25 protein-coding genes are annotated in these 25,346 nt (G+C 56.4%); 8 read left to right on the forward strand and 17 right to left on the reverse strand.

What is annotated here, in order from left to right; translation table 11 throughout:
* Positions 1–88 precede the first annotated feature (88 nt).
* From recC to rppH, 9 genes are all read right to left on the reverse strand, one after another.
* On the reverse strand, positions 89–3,466 hold the full coding sequence (gene recC, locus LC417_RS14240) for an exodeoxyribonuclease V subunit gamma (protein WP_223566060.1): 3,378 nt from the start codon (positions 3,464–3,466) through the stop codon (positions 89–91).
* 101 nt (positions 3,467–3,567) lie between these two features.
* Entirely contained in the window at positions 3,568–3,894 is a 327-nt protein-coding gene (locus LC417_RS14245) for a prepilin-type N-terminal cleavage/methylation domain-containing protein (RefSeq protein ID WP_223564506.1), read from the reverse strand.
* A complete protein-coding gene (locus LC417_RS14250) occupies positions 3,854–4,258 on the reverse strand; it encodes a DUF2509 family protein (RefSeq protein ID WP_033758709.1) in 405 nt (134 codons plus the stop codon). The genes LC417_RS14245 and LC417_RS14250 overlap by 41 nt, the downstream gene beginning before the upstream one ends.
* Positions 4,255–4,782 (reverse strand): prepilin peptidase-dependent protein, encoded by a 528-nt coding sequence (locus LC417_RS14255; protein ID WP_181451950.1) that lies wholly within the window; start codon positions 4,780–4,782, stop codon positions 4,255–4,257. Before LC417_RS14255 ends, LC417_RS14250 begins: the two co-directional genes overlap by 4 nt.
* Positions 4,779–5,249 (reverse strand): prepilin-type N-terminal cleavage/methylation domain-containing protein, encoded by a 471-nt coding sequence (locus tag LC417_RS14260; RefSeq protein ID WP_172608872.1) that lies wholly within the window; start codon positions 5,247–5,249, stop codon positions 4,779–4,781. The genes LC417_RS14255 and LC417_RS14260 overlap by 4 nt, the downstream gene beginning before the upstream one ends.
* 186 nt (positions 5,250–5,435) lie before the next feature.
* The gene (thyA, locus tag LC417_RS14265; protein WP_223566061.1) at positions 5,436–6,230 is read right to left on the reverse strand and encodes a thymidylate synthase; all 795 of its coding nucleotides are present in this window, start codon (positions 6,228–6,230) and stop codon (positions 5,436–5,438) included.
* Positions 6,227–7,108, reverse strand: coding sequence for a prolipoprotein diacylglyceryl transferase (lgt, locus tag LC417_RS14270; RefSeq protein ID WP_010248645.1), 882 nt, complete (start codon positions 7,106–7,108; stop codon positions 6,227–6,229). The genes thyA and lgt overlap by 4 nt, the downstream gene beginning before the upstream one ends.
* A 514-nt stretch (positions 7,109–7,622) precedes the next feature.
* The gene (ptsP, locus tag LC417_RS14275) at positions 7,623–9,869 is read right to left on the reverse strand and encodes a phosphoenolpyruvate--protein phosphotransferase (RefSeq protein WP_010248647.1); all 2,247 of its coding nucleotides are present in this window, start codon (positions 9,867–9,869) and stop codon (positions 7,623–7,625) included.
* 12 nt (positions 9,870–9,881) lie between these two features.
* Entirely contained in the window at positions 9,882–10,409 is a 528-nt protein-coding gene (rppH, locus tag LC417_RS14280) for an RNA pyrophosphohydrolase (protein ID WP_009087042.1), read from the reverse strand.
* A gap of 684 nt (positions 10,410–11,093) precedes the next feature.
* Here rppH and mutH point away from each other — a divergent pair.
* The 4 genes from mutH to LC417_RS14300 all read left to right on the forward strand — a co-directional run bounded on the left by mutH (position 11,094) and on the right by LC417_RS14300 (position 14,099).
* Positions 11,094–11,771, forward strand: coding sequence for a DNA mismatch repair endonuclease MutH (gene mutH, locus LC417_RS14285; protein ID WP_010248652.1), 678 nt, complete (start codon positions 11,094–11,096; stop codon positions 11,769–11,771).
* A 99-nt stretch (positions 11,772–11,870) separates the two neighbouring features.
* Positions 11,871–12,581, forward strand: coding sequence for a TerC family protein (locus LC417_RS14290; protein WP_010248654.1), 711 nt, complete (start codon positions 11,871–11,873; stop codon positions 12,579–12,581).
* A 118-nt stretch (positions 12,582–12,699) separates the two neighbouring features.
* Positions 12,700–12,918: a YgdI/YgdR family lipoprotein gene (locus LC417_RS14295; protein ID WP_003853956.1), complete on the forward strand. Its 219-nt coding sequence runs from the start codon at positions 12,700–12,702 to the stop codon at positions 12,916–12,918.
* Positions 12,919–13,058: 140 nt separating this feature from the next.
* Positions 13,059–14,099, forward strand: a complete 1,041-nt coding sequence (locus tag LC417_RS14300) for an NADP(H)-dependent aldo-keto reductase (protein WP_010248659.1) — start codon at positions 13,059–13,061, stop codon at positions 14,097–14,099.
* Between the two features lie 39 nt (positions 14,100–14,138).
* Here the strand turns inward: LC417_RS14300 and LC417_RS14305 are convergent, their stop codons facing one another.
* From LC417_RS14305 to LC417_RS14325, 5 genes are all read right to left on the reverse strand, one after another.
* Positions 14,139–14,591, reverse strand: a complete 453-nt coding sequence (locus tag LC417_RS14305) for a GNAT family N-acetyltransferase (protein ID WP_022623821.1) — start codon at positions 14,589–14,591, stop codon at positions 14,139–14,141.
* On the reverse strand, positions 14,588–15,361 hold the full coding sequence (locus LC417_RS14310; RefSeq protein ID WP_136196863.1) for an FCD domain-containing protein: 774 nt from the start codon (positions 15,359–15,361) through the stop codon (positions 14,588–14,590). Before LC417_RS14310 ends, LC417_RS14305 begins: the two co-directional genes overlap by 4 nt.
* A gap of 96 nt (positions 15,362–15,457) precedes the next feature.
* Positions 15,458–15,775, reverse strand: coding sequence for a PTS sugar transporter subunit IIB (locus LC417_RS14315; RefSeq protein ID WP_010248665.1), 318 nt, complete (start codon positions 15,773–15,775; stop codon positions 15,458–15,460).
* A 15-nt stretch (positions 15,776–15,790) separates the two neighbouring features.
* A complete protein-coding gene (locus LC417_RS14320) occupies positions 15,791–17,218 on the reverse strand; it encodes a glycoside hydrolase family 1 protein (protein WP_223566062.1) in 1,428 nt (475 codons plus the stop codon).
* The gene (locus tag LC417_RS14325; protein ID WP_010248669.1) at positions 17,215–18,573 is read right to left on the reverse strand and encodes a PTS sugar transporter subunit IIC; all 1,359 of its coding nucleotides are present in this window, start codon (positions 18,571–18,573) and stop codon (positions 17,215–17,217) included. Before LC417_RS14325 ends, LC417_RS14320 begins: the two co-directional genes overlap by 4 nt.
* A gap of 178 nt (positions 18,574–18,751) precedes the next feature.
* On the opposite strand from LC417_RS14325, the gene LC417_RS14330 reads away from it, so the two are divergent.
* Positions 18,752–19,060, forward strand: coding sequence for a PTS lactose/cellobiose transporter subunit IIA (locus LC417_RS14330; protein WP_010671044.1), 309 nt, complete (start codon positions 18,752–18,754; stop codon positions 19,058–19,060).
* Between the two features lie 32 nt (positions 19,061–19,092).
* Here the strand turns inward: LC417_RS14330 and lysA are convergent, their stop codons facing one another.
* Complete coding sequence (gene lysA, locus LC417_RS14335) at positions 19,093–20,349, reverse strand: diaminopimelate decarboxylase (RefSeq protein ID WP_223566063.1); 1,257 nt, start codon at positions 20,347–20,349, stop codon at positions 19,093–19,095.
* Between the two features lie 102 nt (positions 20,350–20,451).
* On the opposite strand from lysA, the gene LC417_RS14340 reads away from it, so the two are divergent.
* A complete protein-coding gene (locus LC417_RS14340; protein ID WP_010248675.1) occupies positions 20,452–21,372 on the forward strand; it encodes a LysR family transcriptional regulator in 921 nt (306 codons plus the stop codon).
* On the opposite strand, the gene LC417_RS14345 is transcribed toward LC417_RS14340, so the two are convergent.
* Positions 21,369–22,532: an MFS transporter gene (locus LC417_RS14345; RefSeq protein ID WP_033785642.1), complete on the reverse strand. Its 1,164-nt coding sequence runs from the start codon at positions 22,530–22,532 to the stop codon at positions 21,369–21,371. The genes LC417_RS14340 and LC417_RS14345 overlap by 4 nt on opposite strands.
* A gap of 105 nt (positions 22,533–22,637) precedes the next feature.
* Here LC417_RS14345 and LC417_RS14350 point away from each other — a divergent pair, with 105 nt between their 5' ends.
* Together LC417_RS14350 and LC417_RS14355 are read left to right on the forward strand one after the other, a co-directional pair.
* Positions 22,638–22,847: a hypothetical protein gene (locus tag LC417_RS14350; RefSeq protein ID WP_223566064.1), complete on the forward strand. Its 210-nt coding sequence runs from the start codon at positions 22,638–22,640 to the stop codon at positions 22,845–22,847.
* Positions 22,848–22,892: 45 nt separating this feature from the next.
* Positions 22,893–23,519: a serine protease gene (locus tag LC417_RS14355; protein WP_029519406.1), complete on the forward strand. Its 627-nt coding sequence runs from the start codon at positions 22,893–22,895 to the stop codon at positions 23,517–23,519.
* A 300-nt stretch (positions 23,520–23,819) separates the two neighbouring features.
* On the opposite strand, the gene lysS is transcribed toward LC417_RS14355, so the two are convergent.
* On the reverse strand, positions 23,820–25,340 hold the full coding sequence (gene lysS, locus LC417_RS14360) for a lysine--tRNA ligase (protein ID WP_010248682.1): 1,521 nt from the start codon (positions 25,338–25,340) through the stop codon (positions 23,820–23,822).
* Positions 25,341–25,346: the final 6 nt, after the last annotated feature.

The raw sequence follows: 25,346 nt of genomic DNA on the forward strand, positions 1-25,346 counted from the left end.
GATAAACCGCCAATGTCGGACGCGGCGGCTCAAAGCAGAGCAAAATTTTTGTGTAATGAGTCAGTCAGCAAAAACGCCTTCTGATCGGCTATTCATCATCCTGATGTGCAGCCAGCACCGGTAAATACCAGCGCTGTGCCGCCTCAGTTATCTGCTGTAGTTGTGGCTCATCCAGCACCCGGCAAAGACGTTGCAGATAGGGATCGCTGCCTTCACCCTCAACCTGATAGTTGCCTGACCAGGCCGTCAGCAGGCGATTACGCGCCTTAAGCTGGGTTGCCTCATCAGTCAGTAACTGCTGACTTTTTTTGTCGTAGCTGGCGGTCAGCCACGCGCCGCCACTTTTGTTAAGCAGCATCAGCGGCTGACGCATACCCGCGAGATATCCCGTGACATACTCATTCAGCGCAGCAATCGCCTCTGCCTGCGGCACAGCAAGGAAGCACCAGCGGCTCTGCTGCCGGCCAAACATCCGGCTGCTGCCGGTGCCGCCCAGCGCGCAGTAGACCAGATGTTCCAGCCAGAGTAGCAGTCCGTCGTTCATGTTGAGTACGCCAGGCCGCCAGCGCAGCAATCCATCACTCTGAACCTGCGTCAGCCACCCGGTTAAGCTGACCTGCTCCAGTTGCAGATTCACTTCCCAGCTCTCGCCGTCGCTGCGCTGGGTGACCACTTCTGCCGCTACTTCCTGCATCTCATCGCGCTGCGCCTGCCAGAACAGCTCACCGAACGCGCCATAAGGCAGATTACCGGCCGCACGATGGTGCGCATAAAGCCGCTGAGTATCCTCGCCTTCGACCAGGGCATTCAGCAACTGCGCGTTAATCTGATAACGCTCAAGGTTGTCGAGCGCAAACGGCTCGCTGTCAGGCAGTTCGTTCTCCTCCAGCCAGAAACTCACGCCAAGCCGCTGGTGGAACCAGGCCCGGACCGGATGTCGCCAGAAGCGCAGGAACGCCTCCAGCGTCAGCGCGTCAATTAACGGCGCCTCCAGCGGCTGCACAAAATCGGGCTGCGGCTGCCCCGCGCCTCGCGCAGCAGGCAGCCACTCACGGGCGAAACTTTGCAGTCTGGCAGCAGGCTGGAAATTCTCGGCGGCAAACGGCATCCGGCTGTGCAGGTGCTGCAGGTGCATCCGCACCCGTTCGGCACTCTCATCCAGCTCAAGATGGCCATTACCGTCCAGATAAAAACTCTGTCCAATGTAATCCAGCAGTTCTGTGACCAGCACCGAGGGGTAGCGTTCCGTATTATCCTGAATCGCCCGGCCGATATAACTGATATAGAGCTGCTGCTGCGCCGAAATCATCGCCTCCAGGAAGAGATAGCGGTCATCATCGCGGCGACTGCGGTCGCCTTTGCGGGACTGCTGCTGCATCAGATCAAAACCTAACGGTGCTAAAGTACGGGGATAGACGCCGTCGTTCATGCCCAGCAAACAGACCAGCTGAAAAGGAATGGAGCGCATTGGCATCAGGGTACAGAAGTTAATCTGCCCCGCCAGGAAACGCTGACTGATGCGCTGTTGATCAAGCCGGCTACGCAGATCATCGCGCAACAGCGCCACCGGAATCGCCTCTTCAAACCGCGCATCCATGCCATATTCAATCAATTGCTGCCACTGCTCTTCCACCAGCAGCAAGGCGGCCTCGGTTTCTGCATCGGGGCTGAAAAAGGCATTGAGCAGTTCCCGGCACATGGGCAGCCAGGCCGCCAGTGGCCGGGGTTCGGCAAGCAGCTGCCGCCAGTGATTAAGCCGGGAGAGCAGCTCAGCCAGATGTCCCGCCAGCTCCCCCACCAGACCACCCGACTCGTCATAAGGCAGAATTCCTTCCCAGTCACCGTTGTGGCTCTCCATCGCATAACCCAACAGCATACGCTGCAGGCCAAAGCGCCAGGTGTGCTGGCCGGTAACCGGAAGTGACAGGGCTTCTACGCTGGCATCATCCAGCCCCCAGCGTACCCCCGATTCGCTGACCCAGCGCCGCAGTAAACGCAGGCCGCTTTCATCAATGGCGAAGTGGGAAGCGAGCGCCGGGACATCGAGCAGCGCCAGCACATCCTCCGAGACAAAACGGCTGTCCGGCAGTGCCAGCAGATGCAAAAACGCCACAATGGCCGGATGAGCCTGACTGGCACGGCGATCTGAAATCGCAAACGGCAGATAGCGATCGGCAGGTGCATTGGCGAACACCGCCTGAATAAAAGGGGCGTAGGCGTCGATATCCGCCACCATGACGATGATGTCACGTGCTTTCAGCGTCGGATCGGCCTCCATCATCGCCAGCAGATGATCCTGCAACACTTCAACTTCGCGCTGGGCACTGTGGCAGACCTGCACCGCGATTGATCGATCCTCCGGATCCAGGCAGCGCTTCTGATCGCTGTGTGCCAGTTCCGCCGCATTCAGTCCGATGATGGCGTTATCCTGCAGATTAAGAAGATCGTGCTGCATACAGTGCAGCAGGTTGTCCGGCTCCACATCGACAAAAGCATCGATGTCGTCGTTTGACTCCATCTGGCTCAGCAGAAACAGGTTGTCACGTCCCAGCTTGCCCCATGAGGCGAGCAAAGGGTTGGTCAGTTGCTGTTCACCGGCGTCGTTAAACAGCGCCGGTGCCTGCTCTGCATCCCGGAAGAGTCCGCGTGATTCATCAGCACCATGACGTCGGCGCTGACGACTTTGCAGTTTCGCCAGAAACGCATAATCCTGAATATCGCCCCAGTAATCGCGGCAGGGATTGGTGAACAGCAGATGGATGTCGATGTGACGTCCCAGCGCCTGCAACGCCTGCAGATAGACCGGCGGCAGCGCAGAGATGCCACAGATAAAGACCCGTTTGGGCAGATTTTCCGGCGTGCTTTTCGCCTGATCCAGCGTCTGGATAAATCGCGCATAGAGGTTGGCGCGGTGCCATTCAGGCTGGCGCAGGGCCTGGGTATAACTCACCAGATCGCGCCACAGTGCGGCCTGCCAGCGCTGCGCCTCGCCCAGCCCCTCAATGGTTTCGCCGCGCTCCCAGCTGTTGAGCCAGTCGGCACGATAGACCAGATACTGGTCGAACAGATCGGCCACGCGGGAGCTGAGCTGAAACAGTTTACGCTTGTCGCCGTCGTCATGGAGATAGTGGCGCAGAGAGGTAAACTCTTCATGCTTCAGCATCTCCGGCAGCCGGTGCATCAGCTTCCAGCCCATGCTGGCCTTACTGAAAGCACTCTCTACCGGGATATCGGGCAGTACGCGGACGAACATCTCCCAGATAAAACTGGCGGGCAGCGGAAATTCGATATTAGCTGCAATACCAAAGGTTTGCGCCAGCTCCATCTGCAGCCACTGCGCCATACCCGGACTCTGCACCAGCACCATTTCTGAGGCGAAAGGATCATCAAGAGGGTCATGTTTAATCACCGCAGCCGCCAGAATCTTCAGCACATCAAGCTGATTTGAGTGATAAACGTGAAACATGAAAACTCCTGTGATAACTCAGAACGTGACTGCGGTATTGCGGCTCTGTCACTTTACCGCGTATCGCGGTTGAAACCCATCAAAAGGGCAACCGGGGAGAGTTAACATCGCAGCCGCGTCAGGGTGGCACTGCGCTGATAAGGCCCCGTCACGTCAGCCCGATCCAGTGTGCAACCTGAAGGGCCGCTCTGCTGTTGCAGTATTGAGGTCCAGCCGGGGCTCTCATGTCCCATCAGTTGCTGCTCAGCCACCCGCCATGCCTCACGCTGATACCACTGCTGGCTGAATCCCAGTGCCAGTGCGCGATGATAGTGCAACAGCGTGCTGCTGCTTAATGCCATTAACAGCAGAGCAAACAACACTTCCGGCAGGCTGAATCCACCGCGCTTACTGGCAGGTGGCCGGGGGCGTGAGCGGGCAGTAGTCAATCCAGCCGTGCGGCAACGCGGTAATCTGATTGCCCCGTAACCGCACCCACTGCCAGACCGCCATGCCACTGCCGCTGGCCTCCCCTTTAAGCAGACCTTCATCCTTTTCACCTCGTTGTAAACAGCTGCGCCAGCCCTGGCGATCATCCTGCTGACAGCTGGCCGCCTCACTGGCTGACCAGCTCAGGGAGAAGCCCCATTGCAGCGCAGACTGCGCCCGCCAGAAATCCTGAATAAACTGCTGCTCATCCGCCAGCAGTCGCATTCCCTGCTCAGACATCTTACGGCTGGCATGCAGCGTAAAGCTGCCGATGACCATAATCATCAACACCATGCCCAGGGCGCTGCTGCCTCGCTGCTTCACAGGTTCTCTGCCTCAATCCAGCTCTCCACCGTTTCAAGCCAGCGTCCGGCCCGTGCCTGCAGCACTATCCTGACCTGCGTGCCCTGCTGGCTGACGCTGAACTGCTCCAGCGTCATAAACGCGGGATCGGAGAGCCGCTCCCAGCCCGCTGACTGACACTGGTCAACACCTCGCTGCATCTCAAGCTGCTGTTGTCGCAGGCGATAACCGTAATAGTCACTCTCTGCATGGCTCACCCCTTCCCATTTACCGTTGCTGTTCTCATCCCAGCGCAGCAGCAGGCAGTTCTCTCTGATTTGCAGCGCCCCACTGCCACACTCACCGTGACAATAACCGGCACGCCGCACCGCTTTTTCCAGCGTCGCCATCATCTGCTGTAACTCCTGACGCAGCTGCGCCCGTTGCATCACGCCGGCGTTCTCTGCCAGCAGCAGCGGCAGAAAACGGCCAGCACTTAACATCACGACGGCGCTGATTGCTAAGGCGATCAGCATCTCCAACAGGCTGAATCCGGCCATTTTCAACGACACGTCTCCTCATCCGTCATGCAGAGGCGAATACGGGCTCTGGCCGAGATAATCAGCCGCATTCGTCCGGCGCTGTTACCCAGCTCAATGCTGCCCGCCCGGGCCACATTACGTCGGCCATAGAAGCCCGGTTCACCCCGGATGTCATAGAGCGCAACGCCAGCGTGCGGCGCTACGAATTGCAGCCGTTTTCGGCTATCACAGCCTGCAACGGGGCGGCTTCCGGCACCGATGCACCAGGGATCGCCAGGCCGTGACCATAAAACCAGATCGCTATTTTGCCGGTTGGCCTGGGCACGCAGCCGAAGCAGGAATCCCTGCAGTTGCTGAGCGCTGTCGCGCAGTTGCTGCCGCTGTTGCCAGCGCTGCCAGCCATGCAGCGCGGCAACGCTCAGCATGCCGGCAATCACCATCACCAGCAGCAGTTCCGGCAGGGTAAAACCGCGTAAGTGTGCTGTTTTCATGGTGTCAGAGTGCGGGTGATGAACAGATGAAACAAGGTGCGGTTTGGCAGGCTGGAAAGCACGTCGCAGAGAATCTTCCCCAATAGCATGAATTGGCAGAAGCGTGCGAGCGTTGCCGCAGATTTACCGGTTTGCGGGCAAAAAAAAGCCCCGGCGAAGTGCCAGGGCGTTATCTTTTATCGCGAATCAGATGGCGACAGGGGCTTTGATCGCGGGATGCGGATCGTAGCCATCAATCTCAAAATCTTCGAACTGATAGTCAAACAGCGACGCCGGTTTGCGTTTGATAACAAGTGATGGCAGCGGACGCGGTTCGCGGGTCAGCTGCAGGCGCGCCTGCTCCAGATGGTTACTGTAGAGGTGGGTATCACCGCCGGTCCAGACGAAGTCGCCCACCTGCAGATCGCACTGCTGCGCCACCATATGTACCAGCAACGCATAGCTGGCGATGTTAAACGGCAGGCCCAGGAAGATGTCGCACGAGCGCTGATAGAGCTGGCAGGAGAGTTTGCCGTCCGCCACGTAGAACTGGAAGAACGCGTGGCAAGGGGCCAGCGCCATCTCGCTCAGCTCGCCGACGTTCCAGGCAGAAACGATAATCCGGCGTGAGTCGGGATCGCGCTTCAGCTGCTCCATCACCTGGCTTAACTGGTCAATCTCCTGGCCGCTGGCCGTTCCCCAGCTGCGCCACTGTTTGCCATACACCGGGCCGAGATCGCCATTATCATCCGCCCACTCATCCCAGATGGAGACGTTGTTTTCTTTGAGATAACCGATGTTGGTATCGCCTTTCAGAAACCACAGCAGCTCATGAATAATCGAGCGGATATGACATTTCTTGGTGGTGACCAGCGGAAAACCATCCTGCAGGTTGAAACGCATCTGGTGACCAAAAATTGAAAGCGTACCGGTGCCGGTACGGTCAGCTTTTGGCGTGCCTTCGTGCAGCACATGTTGCATTAAATCCAGATACTGTTTCATTTTTCCTCGCGAAATTGTGGCTGCGGGCGACGACGATACGCCCAGATCATCATAATAATACCGGCAATAATCATCGGCACAGAGAGGATCTGTCCCATACTGATTCCGCCTTCAAACAGGCCAAGCTGGGCATCCGGCTGGCGGAAGAACTCAACGATAATACGGAAGGCGCCATAGCCAATCAGGAACAGGCCAGAGACGCTGCCCATCGGGCGTGGCTTACGAATAAACAGATTCAGGATGATAAACAGCACTATCCCTTCCAGCACCAGTTCATAGAGCTGCGAAGCATGACGCGGCAGCACGCCGTAGGTGTTGAGCAGCGCCTGGTATTGCGGATTGGTGGCGGCCAGCGCGACATCTTCGCTGCGGGAGCCAGGGAACAGCATGGCATAGCGGAAGCCCGGATCGACACGGCCCCAGAGCTCACCGTTAATGAAGTTGCCGAGACGACCGGCACCCAGACCGAACGGGATCAGCGGCGCGATGAAATCAGCCACCTGGAAGAAATTACGTCGGGTGCGGCGGGCAAAGACCAGCATGACGACAATCACCCCGATGAGGCCACCGTGGAACGACATGCCGCCATCCCAGACTTTGAACAGATAGAGTGGATTTTCCAGGAACAGCGGTAAGTTGTAGAACAGCACATAGCCGATGCGTCCACCCAGGAAGACCCCCAGGAAACCGGCATAAAGCAGGTTCTCCACTTCCTCTTTTTTCCAGCCGCTGCCCGGCTGATTGGCGCGGCGGACAGCCAGCCACATGGCGAAAACAAAGCCCACCAGATACATCAGACCGTACCAGTGAAGCGAAACCGGTCCAATCGAGAAGATCACCGGATCGAACTGCGGAAATGCAATATAGCCGTTATTCATCATTCACCGTCTATTTTTCAACCCTGAAAAGGGGCGTTGTCAGGCACATAAATTAAGGCTGCGCATCATAGCACAGCCGGTTTTGTGAATTGTCCCGCAAATGTAAACGCGGATAACGCCCAGAGTCTGACTCGTCAGGCGTACATTGTTGTAGCCAGACTGGTCACGGACAGCGCGCAACAACCGGAGCGTACACGTAGTACGTGAGGATTACTCGCTGTGCTCGCCCCTTCAGGGCCGCCCTGACGGGCGTTCAGGTTGCTAAAGCAGCCTGTGTGAGCACTGCCCGGGACCAGAATGGCAAATAAAATAGCCTGACCCGTCAGGCGTACATTGTTGCAGCCAGACTGGTCACGGACAGCGCGCAACAACCGGAGCGTACACGTAGTACGTGAGGATTACTCGCTGTGCTCGCCCCTTCAGGGCCGCCCTGACGGGCGTTCAGGTTGCTAAAGCAGCCTGTGTGAGCACTGCCCAGGGCCAGAATGGCAAATAAAATAGCCTGAAGTAGCGCTTAGCGACCGCCGCGGATTAATCCACCCAGCCCGCGACGCTCCATAAAGGTCGAGACCAGATGACGAACCTCAGTGGCGGTATGAGCATTCATCCCCTGCTCGCTGAGTTGCTGCGCTTCTTCGTGATCCAGATGGCGCAGCAGGTATTTCACCCGTGGTACGTTTTTGCCGTTCATGCTGAGATGGTGATACCCCAGCCCGACCAGCAGCGCCACGCACATTGGATCGCCGGCCATTTCACCACACAGGCACAATTCCAGATTGGCCAGACGGGCTTCCTGCGCAATCGTATTCAGTGCACGCAGCATCGCCGGATGCAGCGAGTCGTAGAGATTGGCCACGCGGGTGTTGTTGCGATCCACCGCCAGCAGATACTGGGTCAGATCGTTGGTGCCAACCGAGACAAAATCGACCCTTGACGCCAGATGCGGGATCATAAACAGCATCGACGGCACTTCAATCATGATGCCGATGCGCGGCGCGGGGATCGTATAGCCCAGCATCTCTTCGACTTCGCGTCCTGCGCGATCGATCAGCTTTTTCGCTTCGTCGATCTCATCGATATGGCTGATCATCGGCAGCAGAATACTGAGGTTGCCGGATGCGGCGTTGGCACGCAGCATCGCGCGCACCTGCACCAGGAAAATTTCCGGCTGGTCAAGCGTCAGGCGGATGCCGCGCCAGCCCAGACAGGGATTCTCTTCACTGATAGGCATGTAGGGTAGCTGTTTATCTGCCCCCACATCCAGGGTACGCAGCGTCACAGGCTTGTTGTGAAACAGCTGTAACATGCCCTGATACTGTGCCACCTGCTCCTCTTCCGACGGGAAGCCGTTCTGCAGCATAAACGGAATTTCGGTGCGGTAGAGACCGATGCCATCCACCCAGTTGCCCAGCGTCTGCTCATGCTCCGGGCTTAAGCCGGCATTCAGCATCACCTGCACGCGCTCGCCGCTTTTCAACTCACCGGGCTGATCGACCACGCCTTCCGCCATTTTGCTCAGCGCATTCTCTTCGCTGATCAAACGCTGGTACTCCTGCACCAGCACCGGCTCGGGATCGATCAACAGCTCACCGCGATACCCATCGACGATCAGCAAACGTTTGTTGAGCTGATGAGGCTGGATGTCAGCGCCCATGACCGTCGGGATCCCCATCGCGCGCGTCAGAATCGCCGCATGGGAGTTGGCTGCGCCGTCACGCACCACCACGCCCGCCAGCCGCTCATGCGGCAGCTCAGCTAAAGTGGTGGCGGTCAGCTCATCGGCCACCAGCACAAAGCGTTCCGGCCAGGCATTGGTCCCGACCAGCGTATCGTCAAGGTGAAACAGCAGGCGCTGACCCAGCACCCGCAGATCGCCTGCGCGTTCACGCAGGTAGGTGTCCGTCAGGCTGGCAAACTGTTCAGCAAACTTCTCGATCACCTGTTTCACTGCCCATTCGGCGACCGATCCGCGTTCGATCTCGTCGAACAGATCTTTTTTCAGTCGGGCATCGGTTAACAGGTGAGAGTAAAGGTCGAAAATGGCCGCACTCTCTTTCTGAGCGCTGGCGCTGAAGCGTTTACTGAAGCGACGAAATTCACTGGTGGCTTCGCTCATGGCGAGCGACAGACGCTCACGTTCGCGATGAACATCCAGCGTTGAGGCAGCCGAAACCTGATCGAGCAGTGGCTGCGTCTCATCCACCCAGCCCGGTGCCACCGCCACGCCAGGCGCAGCTGCAATTGCGCGCACCCGCGTCTGCCGGAACTGACCAAATAGTTGAGCCATCTGCGACTGCGACAGCAATGCCGCCATCTGGGTGGCAAGGGTGACCAGAAACGACTCTTCGCTTTCATCAAACTGACGGTGCTCGCGCTGCTGTACCACCAGCACGCCCAGTAACTGGCGACGGCTGATAATCGGCACGCCGAGGAAGGAGCGGTAGCGCTCCTCTTTCACTGCGGGGATATATTTAAAGCTGGGATGACTCTGGGCGTCAGCAAGGTTAATCGGTTCGGCCAGACGGCCTACTAAACCGACGATCCCCTCGTCAAACGCCAGGGTCACGGTGCGGCCACGCGGTTTTTTAAGTCCGCGCGTCGCCATCAGGTAGTAGCAGTGACGATCGTGGTCGGCGAGGTAAACGGAACAGACTTCCGTATCCATCGCCAGACAGATCTCATTAACCAGGATGTCGAGTGCTTCATTGAGACGCGGCGCACTCGCCACTTTTTCTACAATTTCGCGCAACTGAGTGAGCATAAAGGGCGTGGCCTATCCTCTCTTACGTCGATGGGCAGGATTATTTCGCTGCCCCGCACTCTCCTGCATAGACATCACCACGCCAGCGAATTCCTTCATCACCCGACGATAAACGTCGCGCTTAAAGGAGACAACCTGACGCACCGGATACCAGAAACTGACCCAGCGCCAGCCATCGAACTCGGGCGTGCTGCTGTGCTGCACATTGATATCCGCGTCATTACACATTAACTGCAGAAGAAACCACTTTTGTTTCTGGCCGATACATACCGGCTTTGTGTCCCAACGCACCAAACGTTTTGGCAACTTGTAACGTAACCAGTTACGGGTAGAAGCAAGTATTCGAACATCTTTCCGGTGTAATCCGACTTCTTCGAACAGTTCGCGATACATCGCCTGTTCTGCGGTTTCACCGGGATTGATGCCTCCCTGAGGAAATTGCCAGGAGTGCTGTCCAAAGCGCCTGGCCCATAACACTTGTCCCTGCCGGTTACAGATTACGATACCAACATTCGGGCGGTAGCCATCATCATCGATCACCGGACTACCTCAAAGCAAAACTTGAATGAGCTGATTGTTTCACACTCCTTACAGGCGGTAAACCACTGGATTCATGGGGGGTTAAGCCATCATCGCCGGGATAACTCACAGAAAATGGCAAAGTTATAAACAATGACCGAGAAAAAGATAGATCTTATTCACCTTTTCTGTGGATAGCTTTGTGCAGAACGCGGGAGTTATCTGAATAACCTTTTCCGTGCGCGCTGAAGAGCCAAAATGAGCAAGCAACACATCCATCTGATTTTTAATGAAATTAAATCGAAAACCTTACCGGTAAATCTTTTATAAACAGTGAATATTTTCATGGCAACTGACAATTGCTTAAAATGTAAGCACACTGCTTTTTATCCACAGATAATCGCTCAGGGTTAGGCCAGAGCGGCGAAATTATGGCCAGATCGTGAAAAGTCAAGGCTGTAAATGGAACCAGTACCGCACTCAGACGGTGGTTATCCCATTTTTCTGTGGATAACCGGGCTGGAGATCCTGTTCATTGTTGCGGGTAAGCTGGGATAACCCTGAAGCACCTGGGGCGGCGAGCGTGCAATCTGCTAAAAAAAGCACGATCTATCATGTTATTATCGATCCCTGACGCGGATTATTTATGTGAGAAACGTGACTCACCCGCTGCTGTACAAATTTTAATCATTGCGAGTATTCACCATGAGTTACCAGCCAGGACCACCTGAAGATGAAGCCAGCCTGCTGGCACGCGCGCAGGATTTAGCCGGTTTAACCCTGGAAACCCTGGCCGCGCGCGCCGGTCTGCCCATGCCTGCGGATCTCAAACGCGACAAGGGCTGGGTCGGCATGCTGCTGGAGTGGCATCTTGGTGCCAGCGCAGGCAGCAAAGCGGAGCAGGACTTTGCCCATCTGGGTATCGAACTGAAAACTATCCCGATTGATGCGCAGGGTAAGCCGCTGGAAACCACCTTTGTCTGCGTGGCACCTCTGACCGGCAACAGCGGCGTGACCTGGCTCACCAGCCATGTGCGCCACAAGCTGGCGCGGGTATTGTGGATCCCGGTTGAAGGCGGACGTGAGATTCCGCTGCGGGAACGCCGTGTCGGCGCGCCGCTGTTATGGAGCCCCGATGCGGAAGAAGATGAGATGCTGCGGCAGGACTGGGAAGAGCTGATGGATATGATTGTGCTGGGTCGCGTAGAGCAGATTACCGCGCGACATGGTGCCTGGCTGCAAATACGGCCCAAAGCCGCCAATAGCAAAGCGCTGACAGAAGGAATCGGCGATCAGGGCCAGCCAATCATGACGCTGCCGCGCGGTTTCTACCTGAAGAAAAGCTTCACCGGGCCCCTGCTGGCGCGTCATTTTCTCCTCTGAACGTCGCCACCCGCGTTGATGTGTCGCAATTTTGTGGGAGATCGGCGAAATGAATGCGTATAATCGCCGTTTACTTTTCGTTTAGGATTAAATGTCGGTATGTTTGAGTGGATTTCCGATCCCAACGCCTGGCTGGCGCTGGGCACCCTGACCATCCTTGAGGTGGTGCTGGGTATTGATAACATCATTTTCCTGTCGCTGGTGGTCGCTAAACTGCCAAAACACCAGCAAGCCAGCGCACGTCGCATTGGTCTGATGGGCGCGATGCTGATGCGTCTTGGCCTGCTGGCTTCTATCGCGTGGGTTGCCCGTCTGACTAACCCGCTCTTTACGCTGATGGATCATGCGTTCTCGGCGCGCGATCTGATTCTGCTGTTTGGCGGACTGTTCCTGCTGTGGAAATCGAGCATGGAGATCCATGAAACGATCGAAGGCAGCGAAGGCGAACACAACACCCGCGTCCATTCCTTCCTGGGTGCGATTGTACAGATCATGATGCTCGACATTATTTTCAGCCTCGACTCGGTGATCACGGCCATCGGCCTCTCCGATCATCTGTTCATTATGATGGCGGCGGTGGTTATTGCCGTGCTGATGATGATGTTCGCTGCGCGCGCGATCGGTGAGTTTGTTGACCGCCATCCGTCAGTGAAAATGCTGGCTCTCTCTTTCCTGATTCTGGTCGGTTTCACCCTGATCCTGGAGAGTTTTGCGGTCCACGTACCAAAAGGTTACATTTATTTCGCTATGTTCTTCTCAATGGCGGTTGAGTGTCTTAACCTGATGCGCAGTAAGAAAAAGCACGCCTGATAAAGTCAAGGGCGAGCCTGCTCGCCCGGTTATTTTCAGATTCATACGATTAACCCTGCCGGCAAAACCATTTATTACTACACTGTTTGCACTTGACCATTTGTGAGGATTAGGCGTGATGAAAGGGTTGGCAGGAGTAGCACTGGTGATGGTAACCGCCGCATTCTTAAGTGGATGCAGTTCTGATTATGTCATGGCGACCAAAGATGGCCGGATGATCATGACCGAAGGCAAGCCGAGCATTGATAAAGAGACCGGCCTGGTGGAGTACACTGACCAGACGGGTCATATGGTGCAGATTAACAGCGATGAGGTTTCTACGATCATTGAACGTTAAGTGCCCGATTTAATCACCTGCCACCGATTCCCGGCTGGCAGGTGATTTCCCCGACTTTTCCCCCTTCCTTCCCCGCCATTGCTCGCGCTATAGTCCCTGAGGACACAACATTCCATTCCATAAAGAAAAGGAAGCTGGCAATGCACTATCATCGTATTCCCCACAGCACGCTGGAAGTGAGTCAGCTGGGGTTGGGCACCATGACGTTTGGCGAACAGAACAGCGAAGCCGACGCCCATGCTCAACTGGATTTAGCTATCCGTTCCGGCATCAACTTTATTGATACTGCCGAGATGTATCCGGTGCCCCCGCGTCCGGAAACCCAGGGTCTGACCGAACAATATATTGGCAGCTGGCTTAAACAGCGCGGCAGCCGCGACAAAATCATTCTGGCCAGTAAAGTGGCCGGCCCTTCACGTGGCAATGATGCGTCGATTCGCCCGGATATGGCGCTGGACCGTAAAAACATCCGCGCAGCACTCGATGCCAGCCTGAAACGCCTGAATACTGACTACCTTGATCTCTACCAGCTGCACTGGCCACAGCGTCAGACCAACTATTTTGGCAAGCTCGGCTATCAGTACAGCGAAACCACTGCTCAGGTGACGCTGCTGGAGACGCTGGAAGCGCTGACCGAACAGGTGCGCGCTGGTAAGATTCGCTATATCGGGGTGTCGAACGAAACCGCGTGGGGCGTGATGCGCTATCTGCAACTGGCGGAGAAGCATGAGCTGCCGCGCATTATCAGCATTCAGAATCCCTACAGCCTGCTGAACCGCAGCTTTGAAGTGGGTCTGGCCGAAATCAGCCAGCATGAAGGCGTAGAGCTGCTGGCATATTCCAGCCTGGCGTTTGGTACGCTGAGCGGTAAATACCTGAATGGCGCACAGCCTGCGGGTGCACGCAACACGTTGTTCAGCCGCTTTACCCGCTACAGCGGCGAGCAGTCACAAAAGGCGATTGCCGAATATGTAGCACTGGCTCAGCAGCATCAGATCGACCCGTCGCAGATGGCCCTGGCCTATGTGCGTCAGCAGCCGTTTGTGGCCAGCACGCTGCTGGGCGCCACTACGCCTGAACAGTTGCAGATCAATATCGACAGCTTCAATCTGACCTTAAATGCAGAGATCCTGGAAGGCATTGAGGCGATCCACCGTCGTTATACTTATCCGGCTCCCTGAGCGTTCTGTTGCCAGCTGCCGCGTGGCGGCTGGCATCACTTACAGGTCGCGATAATAGAGTTTTACCGGCTTAGCGGGATACTCCAGCGCTTCGCCCTGTGGCAGCCAGCCATAACGTTCGTAGTAGCCCCCAAACGTTGACCATAACCACAGCCGTGGATAGCCCTGTGCCTGCGCATAGGCGATGACATGCTGCTGCAGTGCTTCACTGACACCTTTGCCGCGCACCGACTCATCAATATAGAGCGCCGCCAGCCAGGGGAAAAGATCCTGACGGCTGATCAGGTCGCAGCGCCAGAATCCCACCGTGCCGACTGCCCTGCCCGCCTCCACGGCAACGAAAGTCACCGGAAAATCAGCACCGATAAGGCTGCTGTTCACCACACTGGCAAAGAACGCCCGGCTGGTGGCTTCACCAAATGCGCGCCACTGCCAGTCGATGATCTGATCGGCAAATTGGGGGGCATCGCTGAGCGATACAATCTCAATCACATCAGTTTCCCCTGAAAGATCGGGACTGAATCAAACAGGTAGCCATCAAAGTCAGGCGCATCGGCGTCGGAAAGCTCCAGCAGCGTATTCTTGACGTTCTCAAGGTGCTGCCAGGTAGATTGCCAGGCCCCCATCACATCACGCCGACGCAGTGCGGCCAAAATAGTCTGGTGATCGCCGAGCCACTTCAGGCGATAGGCGCGGGTTTCAAACTGCGGGCGCAGCTGCTGCCAGAGCGGGCTGCTTTCATGATGTCGCCAGATACTGGTGACGGTATCGAGCAGCATCTGATTCTGACTGGCACCCGCCAGCAGCAGATGAAACAACTTGTCGTTGTCCTGACTGCTGTCGTTGGCGGCAATAGCACGCTGCTCCTGTTCCAGCGTTCGGCGCAGATTTTCAATGTCCGCTTTGGTCGCCATTTTTGCGGCAAAGGCTGCAATATTGCTCTCCAGCAACTGACGTGCCTGTAGCATTTCAAACGGGCCAACGTCGCTGCGGAAGAAGGCCTCTTCTTCATCATCACTGGCGGAAGGAATACGCATCACATAGACGCCGGAGCTCTGGCGGATATCCACCGTACCTTCCAGCTCCAGCATCAATAATGCCTCGCGCACGATGGTCCGGCTGACGCCCCAGGTTTCAGCCAGCTGACGTTCAGGCGGCAGGCGCGATCCCACCGGATAGTGCCCGTCACAGATCTGCTGACGCAGGTGCTGACCAATTTCCTGATACTGCTTTTTTTCTTGCGGCGCTTCGGCTTTGTCCACACTGTCACCCTTTGCAATCAATGCGCTAACGGCATTGCCGCGGTTCCCTGCGCGACAATGCCCGCGAACCGGAGAGGCTGGCTCGCAAACTGGGGCTCAGTGTATCAAAGCCAGCGCCTGATCGAGTACCTTTGCACCATTCAGCGTGCCGTAAGCAACCGTATCGATCACCGCGATGGGCAACTGATAGCTGTCGGTGAGTTTTCTGTTCTCCTCCAGTTTGAAGCGCACCTGTGGCCCCAGCAGCACAACCACCACCTCGTTGCCGTAGTTTTGCAGCTCTTCACGCAGATTTTGCTCCGGAATGGCGTAGATCTGAAATGCCAGTCCGCGAGCGGCAGCCTCCTTTTCCATCCGCGTCACCACCATTGAGGTCGACATGCCCGCAGCACAGGCCAGAACAATTCGTTTCATGCTCGTTTCCTCGCGTTATTTTGGCTCATCATCAAGCCACAGGGTAAATTGCTGCGTGTCGCGCAGCGTACGGAACCAGTGGGCAGATTTCTTCATACGGCGTTGACGCTGCTTATCTAAGTCGATTTCGATAAGACCATAGCGATTTTTAAAGGCATTCATTGGCGAGACATTGTCGGTAAACGCCCACAGCATGTAGCCCTGACAGTTAATACCCGCCTGACTGGCGCGTATCGCCTGATGCAGGTGCTCGCTGATAAACGCGATGCGGTAATCGTCCTGAATCTCCCCGTCGGCATTTTTGAACTGCGCTTCGTTCTCAATTCCCATACCGCTTTCCGCCACAATCCACGGGATATTGCCGTACTCATCGCGCATCCGCTGCGCCATATCCCAGATAATTTCAGGCTGAATTTCCCAGCCGCGCGAAGGGTTCATCCGCCGCCCCGGCAGTTCAAAGTGTTCGTAATACCAGGCGGGATGAAAGGGAGTCTCGGGATGCCAGGCGCGGGACGGTGCCTTGACGCGATGCGGATAGTAGAGATTAAGCCCGACTTCATCGACGGTATTGGCGGCAATAATCGCCAGCTCTTCCGGGGTGGTTTCCCACTCAATCTGATGCTTATCAAGCAGCGCCAGCAGCTCCGCCGGATACTCGCCTTTAATGGCGGGATCGAGAAACACCCGGTTGTAGAACAGGTCATAAATATGCGCCGCCTTCTGGTCGTGCGGGGCTGACGATCGCGGATAGGTGACTTCCGGATTGAGTATGGTACCAATGCGACCAGCATAGCCTGCCGCGCGGAACAGCTGCACTACCCGGGCGGTCGCGAGATTCTTGTGGTGGTTCCACTGCATCCATTTATGGGTGTTCTGCTCATAAGGCCAGCGCAGCGCGTCGAGATAGACGCGGGTCTGCACCACAATCGGCTCGTTAAACACAAACCAGCGCGTGACCCGACCGGCATAGCGTTTAAACACCTGTTCGACATAGCGGATAAAGAGTTCAACCACATGCTTTGACTGCCAGCCGCCATACTGCGCCAGCAGCGTGGCGGGCAGCTCGTAATGCTCCAGACAGAGCATCAGTTCAATGCCCTGGCGCTGCATTTCATCAATCAGCCGGTCATAGTAAGCCGCGTATTCCTCATCGACCGTAGCGGTTTCGTAATCGATCAGGAAACGCGACCAGTTGATTGAAGTGCGGTAGTGGGTCAGCCCGCTGGCCTTCATTAGCGCCACATCCTCACTAAAGCGGTTGATAAAGTCGGTGGCAACCGCCGGGCCGTAGCCGTTGTGCCAGACGTGACGATCCTGCTGATACCAGGCATCAGGCCAGGAGTCCTGCCCCGCTTTTTTTCCGCTCCAGCCTTCCGTCTGCCAGGCGGAGGCAGCAGCTCCCAGAATGAAATTCTCAGGTATATGGACAGTCTGACGACTCATAACACCTCCGTTCGGTTGGGGTTCAGCTCAGGTTGCAGGCTCTTTGCTTCCGCTGCTTCTGCTGCATCCGCGCGGCGGGCTGCGACTTTCACAAATGGCAGATAGATAAGTACTGACACCAGAATGCAGACGATCTGCGTCACCACCGCACCCATCGATCCGGCCGTTGACAGCCAGGCATTGATAATCGGAGGCGTGGTCCATGGCACCATCACCACGGCTTTCCCGGCAAATCCCATCACCGTAGCGAAGTAGCCGATAGAACCTGTCACTAGCGGTGTGATGATGAAAGGGATAGCCAGTATCGGGTTAAGCATAATCGGCATACCAAATATAACCGGCTCGTTGATATTGAAAATGCCTGGCCCGAACGACAGTTTGGCGATTTCACGCATCTCTTTGCGTCGCGTTGCCAGCATCACGGCGGTGAGCAGCCCGATGGTCAGGCCGGAGCCGCCGATGCTCATATAAACATCCCAGAACGGCATGGTGATAATGTTCGGTGCCTCTTTTCCCTGCTCAAAAGCGGTCATGTTGACCATAATCGCGCCCAGCAACAGCGGCTCACGGATCGGCTTCACCATCTGATTGCCGTGAATACCAATCACCCAGAACAGCTGGGCAACGAACATCAGAATCAGAATGCCCCACAGGCTCTGCACCACCGACTCCAGCGGCTGCTGCACCACCTGGTATACCGCGTCGTAAAGGTACATGCCGGTGACGCGATGGAAGATAAAGCCAAAAGTCGCTATCAGCGTCACGGTGATGATTGAGGGGATCAGCGCGGAGAAAGAGGCGGCCACGTTGGGCGGCACCGTGTCGGGCATTTTGATTTTCAGCCGTTCAACCTGTTCGAGGCGGCAGTAAATCTCTACCGACAGAATGGCGATAAACATGCCGAGAAACAGGCTTTTGGTATCGGAGAATTGTTTGGCCAGCACGTCGGTGACCAGGTGCATCTGCCCATCGACCATCATCTGTAAGGTGGTCGGCGTTACGGATACAAAGCAGATGATCGCCAGCAGGCCGGGAAACAGCGTTTTTATACCGTTGATGCGCCCAAGCTCAATACCAATCAGGAACACCGCACCAATGTTGAGAAAGCTGAGCGTGGCGTAATTGATACTGCTGGTGATGGGCTTGAGGTCAGCTAAAAAAGCCAGGGCGGCAAAGCTGGCAAGGCCATTTTTGCTGTCCAGCACCATGTTAGAGATCAATACCGAGAAGGCGCCAACAATGATCACCGGCATCAGGGTAATGAATGAGGCTTTAATCGCCATGATGTAGCGATAACTGTTAAAGCGGGTAGCAAAGCTGCCCAGGGAATCGATAAGGCGGTCCTGTAGAGACATGATCAACCCTCAGAGATGTAAGATCGGTATTCCTGTAATCGTCGTGGTCTTCCCTGTTAGTGGCATACCAAAATGACGAATCCCCTCGGTTTTTTCTGTGACGAGCCTCCCGGAAACGCTTATTGGCATTCCAGTATGATTAAAACGGCCAATTTGGCATACCAATAGCGGAGGCGTTATGGATTACGAACAGACCATGATGGAATTGCTGATCAATGCAGGGGAAGCCCGTTCGTCGGCGATGATGGCGATTCAGTGTGCGCGCAAACGCGACTGGACCGGGGCTGACGCGGCGCTGGCAGCTTCAGATACCGCGGCAAAAGCGGCACATAAAATTCAGACCGCGTTGATTGGTGCAGACGAGGGAAGCGGAAAATTGCCGGTCACGCTGATTCTGGTGCATGCGCAGGATCATCTGATGAATGCAATGCTGTGCCGCGAGCTGGCAGAGGAGCTGGTCATGCTGCGCAAAGAGATCTATGGCTGACAGGCGGCGCGCTGGCCGCCCGAGTGAGGTGATTAGCTGTTTTCCAGTGCCAGTAGCGACTCAATAGTCTGCGCGCGGCGGATCTCGCGCGGCTGGCCCTGCTCAAACAGCACTTCCGGGATCAGCGGACGGCTGTTGTAGTTAGAAGACATGGATGCACCGTAAGCTCCGGTGTCGTGAAACACCAGGTAATCGCCAACCTTTGCCGCCGGAATCGCGCGTGGTTCGACCATGCCGCCCTCCAGCTGGGTAAAGACATCACCCGATTCGCACAGCGGGCCAGCGACCACGGTGTCGATAGTCTGCTGCTCATCAATGGCCCGCTCATCGCCCGCCATCAGCGAGATATGGTGATAGCTGCCATACATGGAGGGACGCATCAGGTCACTGAAACCGGCATCGACCAGCACGAAGTGACGGCTGCCCATCGACTTAACCGCCCGTACCAGAGAGACCAGCACACCGGCCTCGGCCACCAGGAAACGGCCCGGTTCGATCTCCAGCTTTATCGCGTGACCCAGATGCTGAGCGATACGCTGCCGCGCTGCATCCCACAGGCCGAAATAGTGATCGGTATCGATCGCCTCTTCGCCATAGCGATAAGGCACAGAGAGGCCGCCGCCCGCAGAGATCGCGGTCAGATCCTGACCCGACGCCATCACCAGTTCGACCATCGCATCACAGACCTGCTTCAGATGCGCATAATCGACGCCTGAGCCGATATGCATATGAATGCCCACCAGTTGCAAGCCGTGCTGCTTAATCGCCGCCAGCGCCTCGGCTAAATCGGCGTGCCAGATACCGTGCTTGCTGTTTTCGCCACCGGTATTGGTTTTCTGACTGTGGCCGTGACCAAAACCAGGATTGACCCGCAGCCACACCGCATGTCCCGGTGAGACCGCGCCGAGCTGATGCAGCATATCGATCGATCCGGCATTAACCGGCACCTTTAACGCGGTCACCCGCTCCAGCGTCGGCTGATCGAACAGATCCGCGGTAAAGACGATCTCATCACCGCCGGGCTGGTAACCCGCGGCCAGCGCACGTTCGATCTCACCCAGCGATACCGAGTCCACTTTCACGCCTGCTGCGCGCATCAGGCGCAGGATATGCGTATTCGAGCAGGCCTTCTGCGCAAAGCGCACCACATCAAATGCCTGCAGCTGGGCAATACGCGCCTGAATAATCTGCGCATCATAAGCCCAGAATGGCCCGGCGTAGCGGCGTGCCAGCGGCAGCAGGTTAGCGGCGCTGAGTGCGGTTTCGGTACTCTGTAAGGAACGTGGCATGGCAATTCTCCTGTGGCAATAGCTGCATTAAGCCAGAATCGTGTCATAGCGAAAAATATCTGTTTTAATAGCATCTATGCAGAATGGATATAGGAAGGGTGCGTGGCGAACATTAACTGGCGGCATATCGAGATCTTTCACGCGGTGATGACCAGCGGCAATCTGACCCAGGCCGCGACACTGCTGCACACCTCACAGCCGACGGTGAGCCGGGAGCTGGCACGCCTGGAGCAGCAGCTGGGATTAGAGTTGTTCGGACGGGTTCGTGGTCGCCTGCAACCGACGGTGCAGGGATTGCGTCTTTTCGAAGAGGTGCAGCGATCCTGGTACGGACTGGATCGCATCATGGAAGCGGCTGAAGGGCTGCGCCAGTTCCGTCAGGGTGAGCTGTCGATCGCCTGTCTGCCCGTTTTTTCGCAGTCACTGCTGCCACCACTGTGTCAGCCCTTTTTACAGCGCTACCCGGATGTGAGCCTGAATGTGATTCCGCAGGAGTCGCCGCTGCTGGAGGAGTGGCTGTCAGCACAGCGCTACGATATCGGCTTAACCGAAACCCAGCACGCTCCGGCCGGCACTGACCGTCTCGCCCTGCTGACCTGCGATGAAGTGTGTGTATTGCCTCAGCATCACCCTCTGAGTCAGCGTTCAGAGCTGACGCCGCACGATTTTGCGGGCGAACAGTATGTGAGCCTGTCGCGCAGTGACAGCTATCGTCAGTTGCTGGATGCGCTGTTTCATGAGCAGGGCGTCGAGCGGCGGCTGGTGATGGAGACGCACAGTGCCGCTTCGGTGTGCGCCATGGTCAGAGCGGGCGTGGGCATTTCAATTGTGAATCCGCTGACGGCGCTGGATTACGCCGACAGCGGTGTGGTGATGCGTAAGTTCAGCGTGGCGGTTCCGTTTACCGTCAGCCTGGTGAGGCCGCAGCACCGCCCTGCATCGGCGCTGGTCGATGCCTTTGTCAGCCATCTGCAACGGCAGGTGGCTGACTTTCCGGCACGCATCGCCGCCCGCCTGGCTTAAGCGCGAACCCTGGCGGTTGCGCGGCCCGATTTGCGGAAGGTGATCAGACAGATCAGCAGGCCGATTGCCGCCAGCGCAGCGGCAGCAACCGGCACCGCCGTCAGGCCATATCCACGGCCAATCACCGCACCGCCGACCCAGGCACCCAGCGCATTGCCCACGTTAAACGCCGAAATGTTCAGGGTTGAGACCAGGTTAGGCGCCTCTTTGCCATGACGTACCACGTTGATCTGCAGGCCCGGCACCGTCGCAAAGGTCGCCATCGCCCACAGGAACAGGGTGATCTCTGCCAGCCACAGCGCATGGCTGGTCCAGCTGAACAGCAGCGAGAAGATGGCGATCAGGGAGAAGCTGAGGATCAGGCTAAAGGAGACTTTCCAGTCGGCCAGTTTGCCGCCAAGAATGTTACCGACCGTCAGGCCTGCGCCAATCAGGAACAGCGTCCAGCTGACGCCGCGATCGCTGATGCCCGTCACCTCTAGCAGCAGCGGCGCAATGTAGCTGAACAGCGCAAACATCGCCGCGGCAAAGAACACCGTCATCAGCAGCGACAGCCACAGTTTCCCGTTGGCCAGTGCCCCAATTTCACTCGCCAGGTGAACCGGCTTTTCCTGTTTATTGTTGGGCAGACTCACGATCAGGGCGATAAACGCCAGCACGCCAATCACAGCCACGCCCCAGAAGGTGGCTCGCCAGCCAAACATCTGTCCGAAACTGGTCCCCAGCGGAACGCCCAGCACGTTGGCTAAGGTCAGTCCGGTGAACATCAGTGCGACAGCGGAAGCCTGACGACCGGCTGGTACCAGACTGGCGGCGACCACCGCGCCAATACCGAAGAAGGCACCGTGACAAAGCGCGGTGACGATGCGTGCCAGCATCAGCAGGTTATAGTTGTAAGCCAGCGCACACAGCAGGTTGCCGACAATAAATATCACCATCAGCAGAATCAGCGTTTTTTTACGCGGCAGCCTGGCGGTGAGCAGCGCCATAATCGGCGCACCTATCGCCACGCCCAGCGCGTAACCGCTGATCAGCCAGCCCGCCGACGGAATCGACACCTGAAGGTCACGCGCCACCTCCGGCAGCAATCCCATAATGACAAACTCGGTGGTCCCGATGGCGAACGCACTCAACGCCAGCGCCATTAATGCTACAGGCATAACACTCTCCCAATATCATTTGCAGGTGAACTGCACAGACGTGCAGCCCCTCGACGCTTATTAAAATTTGATCTGCGTCACGGTGAGCATTACAGCACAGTGCTGATGCGCGACATAGCCTGCGCGCAGCAAAGGATTATTGCCGGGGGCGCAATAATCTGCCGCTTTGCCGGAACAAATGGCTTTGTCAGCCTGCTGGCTAAGCCCGTTAAAGCGCACATGACCCAGGGTCAGGTTGTCATTTCCCGCGAACCCGTTACGCTTTTTAGTGCGTATTTAATTAATAAATCCTTAACGTTGCCGATATATCCCTAATCAATTGCCAGGTGATGTGATCAACTTCTGACGCAGGGAGAGAGAATGCAACGACTCATAGCCTTAATGGTGTTTGGCTTAACCGGTTGCTCGGTAGGTCATTATGAGTACAGTAAAGAAGCTGAAAAACGGGTGGATATGACCGTGACCGGCATTCCCACCGTGCTGGGTTTAGGCACGCTCGGTACCACCATCCCACTGACGCCGGAGTACAGCCTGACCGCCGCACATGTGGCAAAGTTTTCGCTTTACCGGGTCAAAGCCTGGCATCCGCAATGCGATCTGGCCGTGGTCTACCATAAAAACAGCGAAATGAACCTGCCACCCAACTTTCGTAACAGCCACATCGGCGATCAGGTCAATCTCTACGGCTACAGTTTTATTTCGGCCATGCCGGTCAGTTCCAGCGGGCAGAACCTGATCAATACCACGCTGGCGAACAGCTGGAACAAATCAGACTGCGTCGTGGTGGCGGCGAATGCGGGTGTGGTCAAAGGGATGTCGGGCGGCGCAGTCTATAACGCCTCTGACGATACGCTGGCGGGCGTGATTATTGGCTACAGCAATAACATCAACGACAATGTCAGCGGTAAGACACTCTATAAGAACGTTGCGCTCTATGTGCCTTACTCGCGATTTCAGACATGGCTGGATCAGGCGATTAAATCCTGATATCTGCTGAACGAACAGATGTAAAAAAGGCCGGAATTTCCGGCCTTAAGCTTGGTGACAAAGTCGGGCCTGGTTCGCTGTAAGACCGAGCCTGCACAGGTAACACGGTCAGATCGGAAAGACGCAAAAACTGTCATCCATGACCGCTCGGCCCACGCCATCCATGGCGCGGGACGCTTTCCTCTTCTGACCGTGTTCCCTGTGCCGTGAGTTTATCAGTTGCTGCCAAATTCACTCTGATTCGGCTTTGTCATCACGCTGTCAGGCCTGAAGATCAGGCCTGACAGCGACTCATAACGATTACTTGCTGCCTGGACGCAGTGCCGGGAACAGAATCACATCGCGGATAGTGTGGCTGTTGGTAAACAGCATCACCATACGGTCAATACCGATACCCAGACCGGCGGTTGGCGGCAGACCGTGCTCCAGTGCGGTGACATAGTCTTCGTCGTAGAACATCGCTTCGTCGTCGCCAGCATCTTTGGCATTCACCTGCTGCAGGAAACGCTCAGCCTGATCTTCCGCATCGTTCAGCTCGGAGAAGCCGTTACCGATTTCACGACCGCCAATGAAGAACTCAAAGCGATCGGTGATTTCCGGGTTCTCGTCGTTACGACGGGCCAGCGGAGAGACTTCAGCCGGATATTCAGTGATGAAGGTCGGCTGAATCAGATGCGCTTCTGCGGTCTCTTCGAAGATTTCGGTTACGACACGGCCCAGACCCCAGCTTTTCTCAACCTTGATGTGCAGTGATTGAGCAATCGCCACCGCTTTATCAAAGTCTTCCAGATCGGCCAGATCCGTTTCCGGACGGTATTTCTTGATCGCTTCACGCATGGTCAGTTTTTCAAACGGCTTACCGAAATCAAACTCCTGCTCGCCGTAAGGCACCACGGTGCTGCCCAGCACATCCTGCGCCAGCGTACGGAACAGGCTTTCGGTCAGCTCGATCAGATCTTTGTAATCCGCATAAGCCATATAGAGTTCCATCATGGTGAACTCTGGGTTATGACGTGGCGAAATACCTTCGTTGCGGAAGTTACGGTTGATCTCGAACACGCGATCGAATCCGCCCACCACCAGACGCTTCAGATAAAGCTCTGGAGCGATACGCAGATACATGTCGATATCCAGCGCATTGTGATGGGTGATGAACGGACGCGCAGACGCGCCGCCAGGGATCACCTGCATCATCGGGGTTTCCACTTCCATAAAGTCGCGGCCCACCATGAACTGGCGAATGCCGGCCATGATCTGCGAACGAATTCTGAAGGTGTTACGCGACTCCTCGTTGGCGATGAGATCAAGGTAACGCTGACGGTAGCGCGTTTCCTGATCGGCCAGGCCGTGGAACTTGTCCGGCAGCGGACGCAGTGCTTTGGTCAGCAGGCGCAGTTCAGAACAGTGAATCGACAGTTCGCCGGTTTTGGTTTTGAACAGTTTGCCGCGCGCGCCCAGGATATCGCCGAGATCCCACTTTTTGAACTGCTCGTTATAGATGCCTTCAGCCAGATCGTCACGCGAGACGTAAAGCTGAATCCGGCCACCCACATCCTGCAGGGTCACGAAAGAGGCTTTACCCATAATGCGACGGGTCATCATACGTCCGGCAACGCTGACTTCGATGCCGAGATCTTCAAGCTCTTCGTTGCTCTTCTCGCCATAGCTCTCATGCAGCTGGTTTGAGAGACTGTCACGACGAAAATCGTTAGGAAACGCCACGCCATTTGCACGCAGCACGCTCAGCTTTTCGCGACGCGCTTTCAGTTCGTTATTTAACTCAACGGCGGCATCAGCGCTCTGCGGTTGTTGTTCAGACATGTCGGT

Source organism: Pantoea sp. OVA07A (genome assembly GCF_019969975.1).
In the GTDB taxonomy this organism is placed as follows: domain Bacteria; phylum Pseudomonadota; class Gammaproteobacteria; order Enterobacterales; family Enterobacteriaceae; genus Pantoea; species Pantoea agglomerans.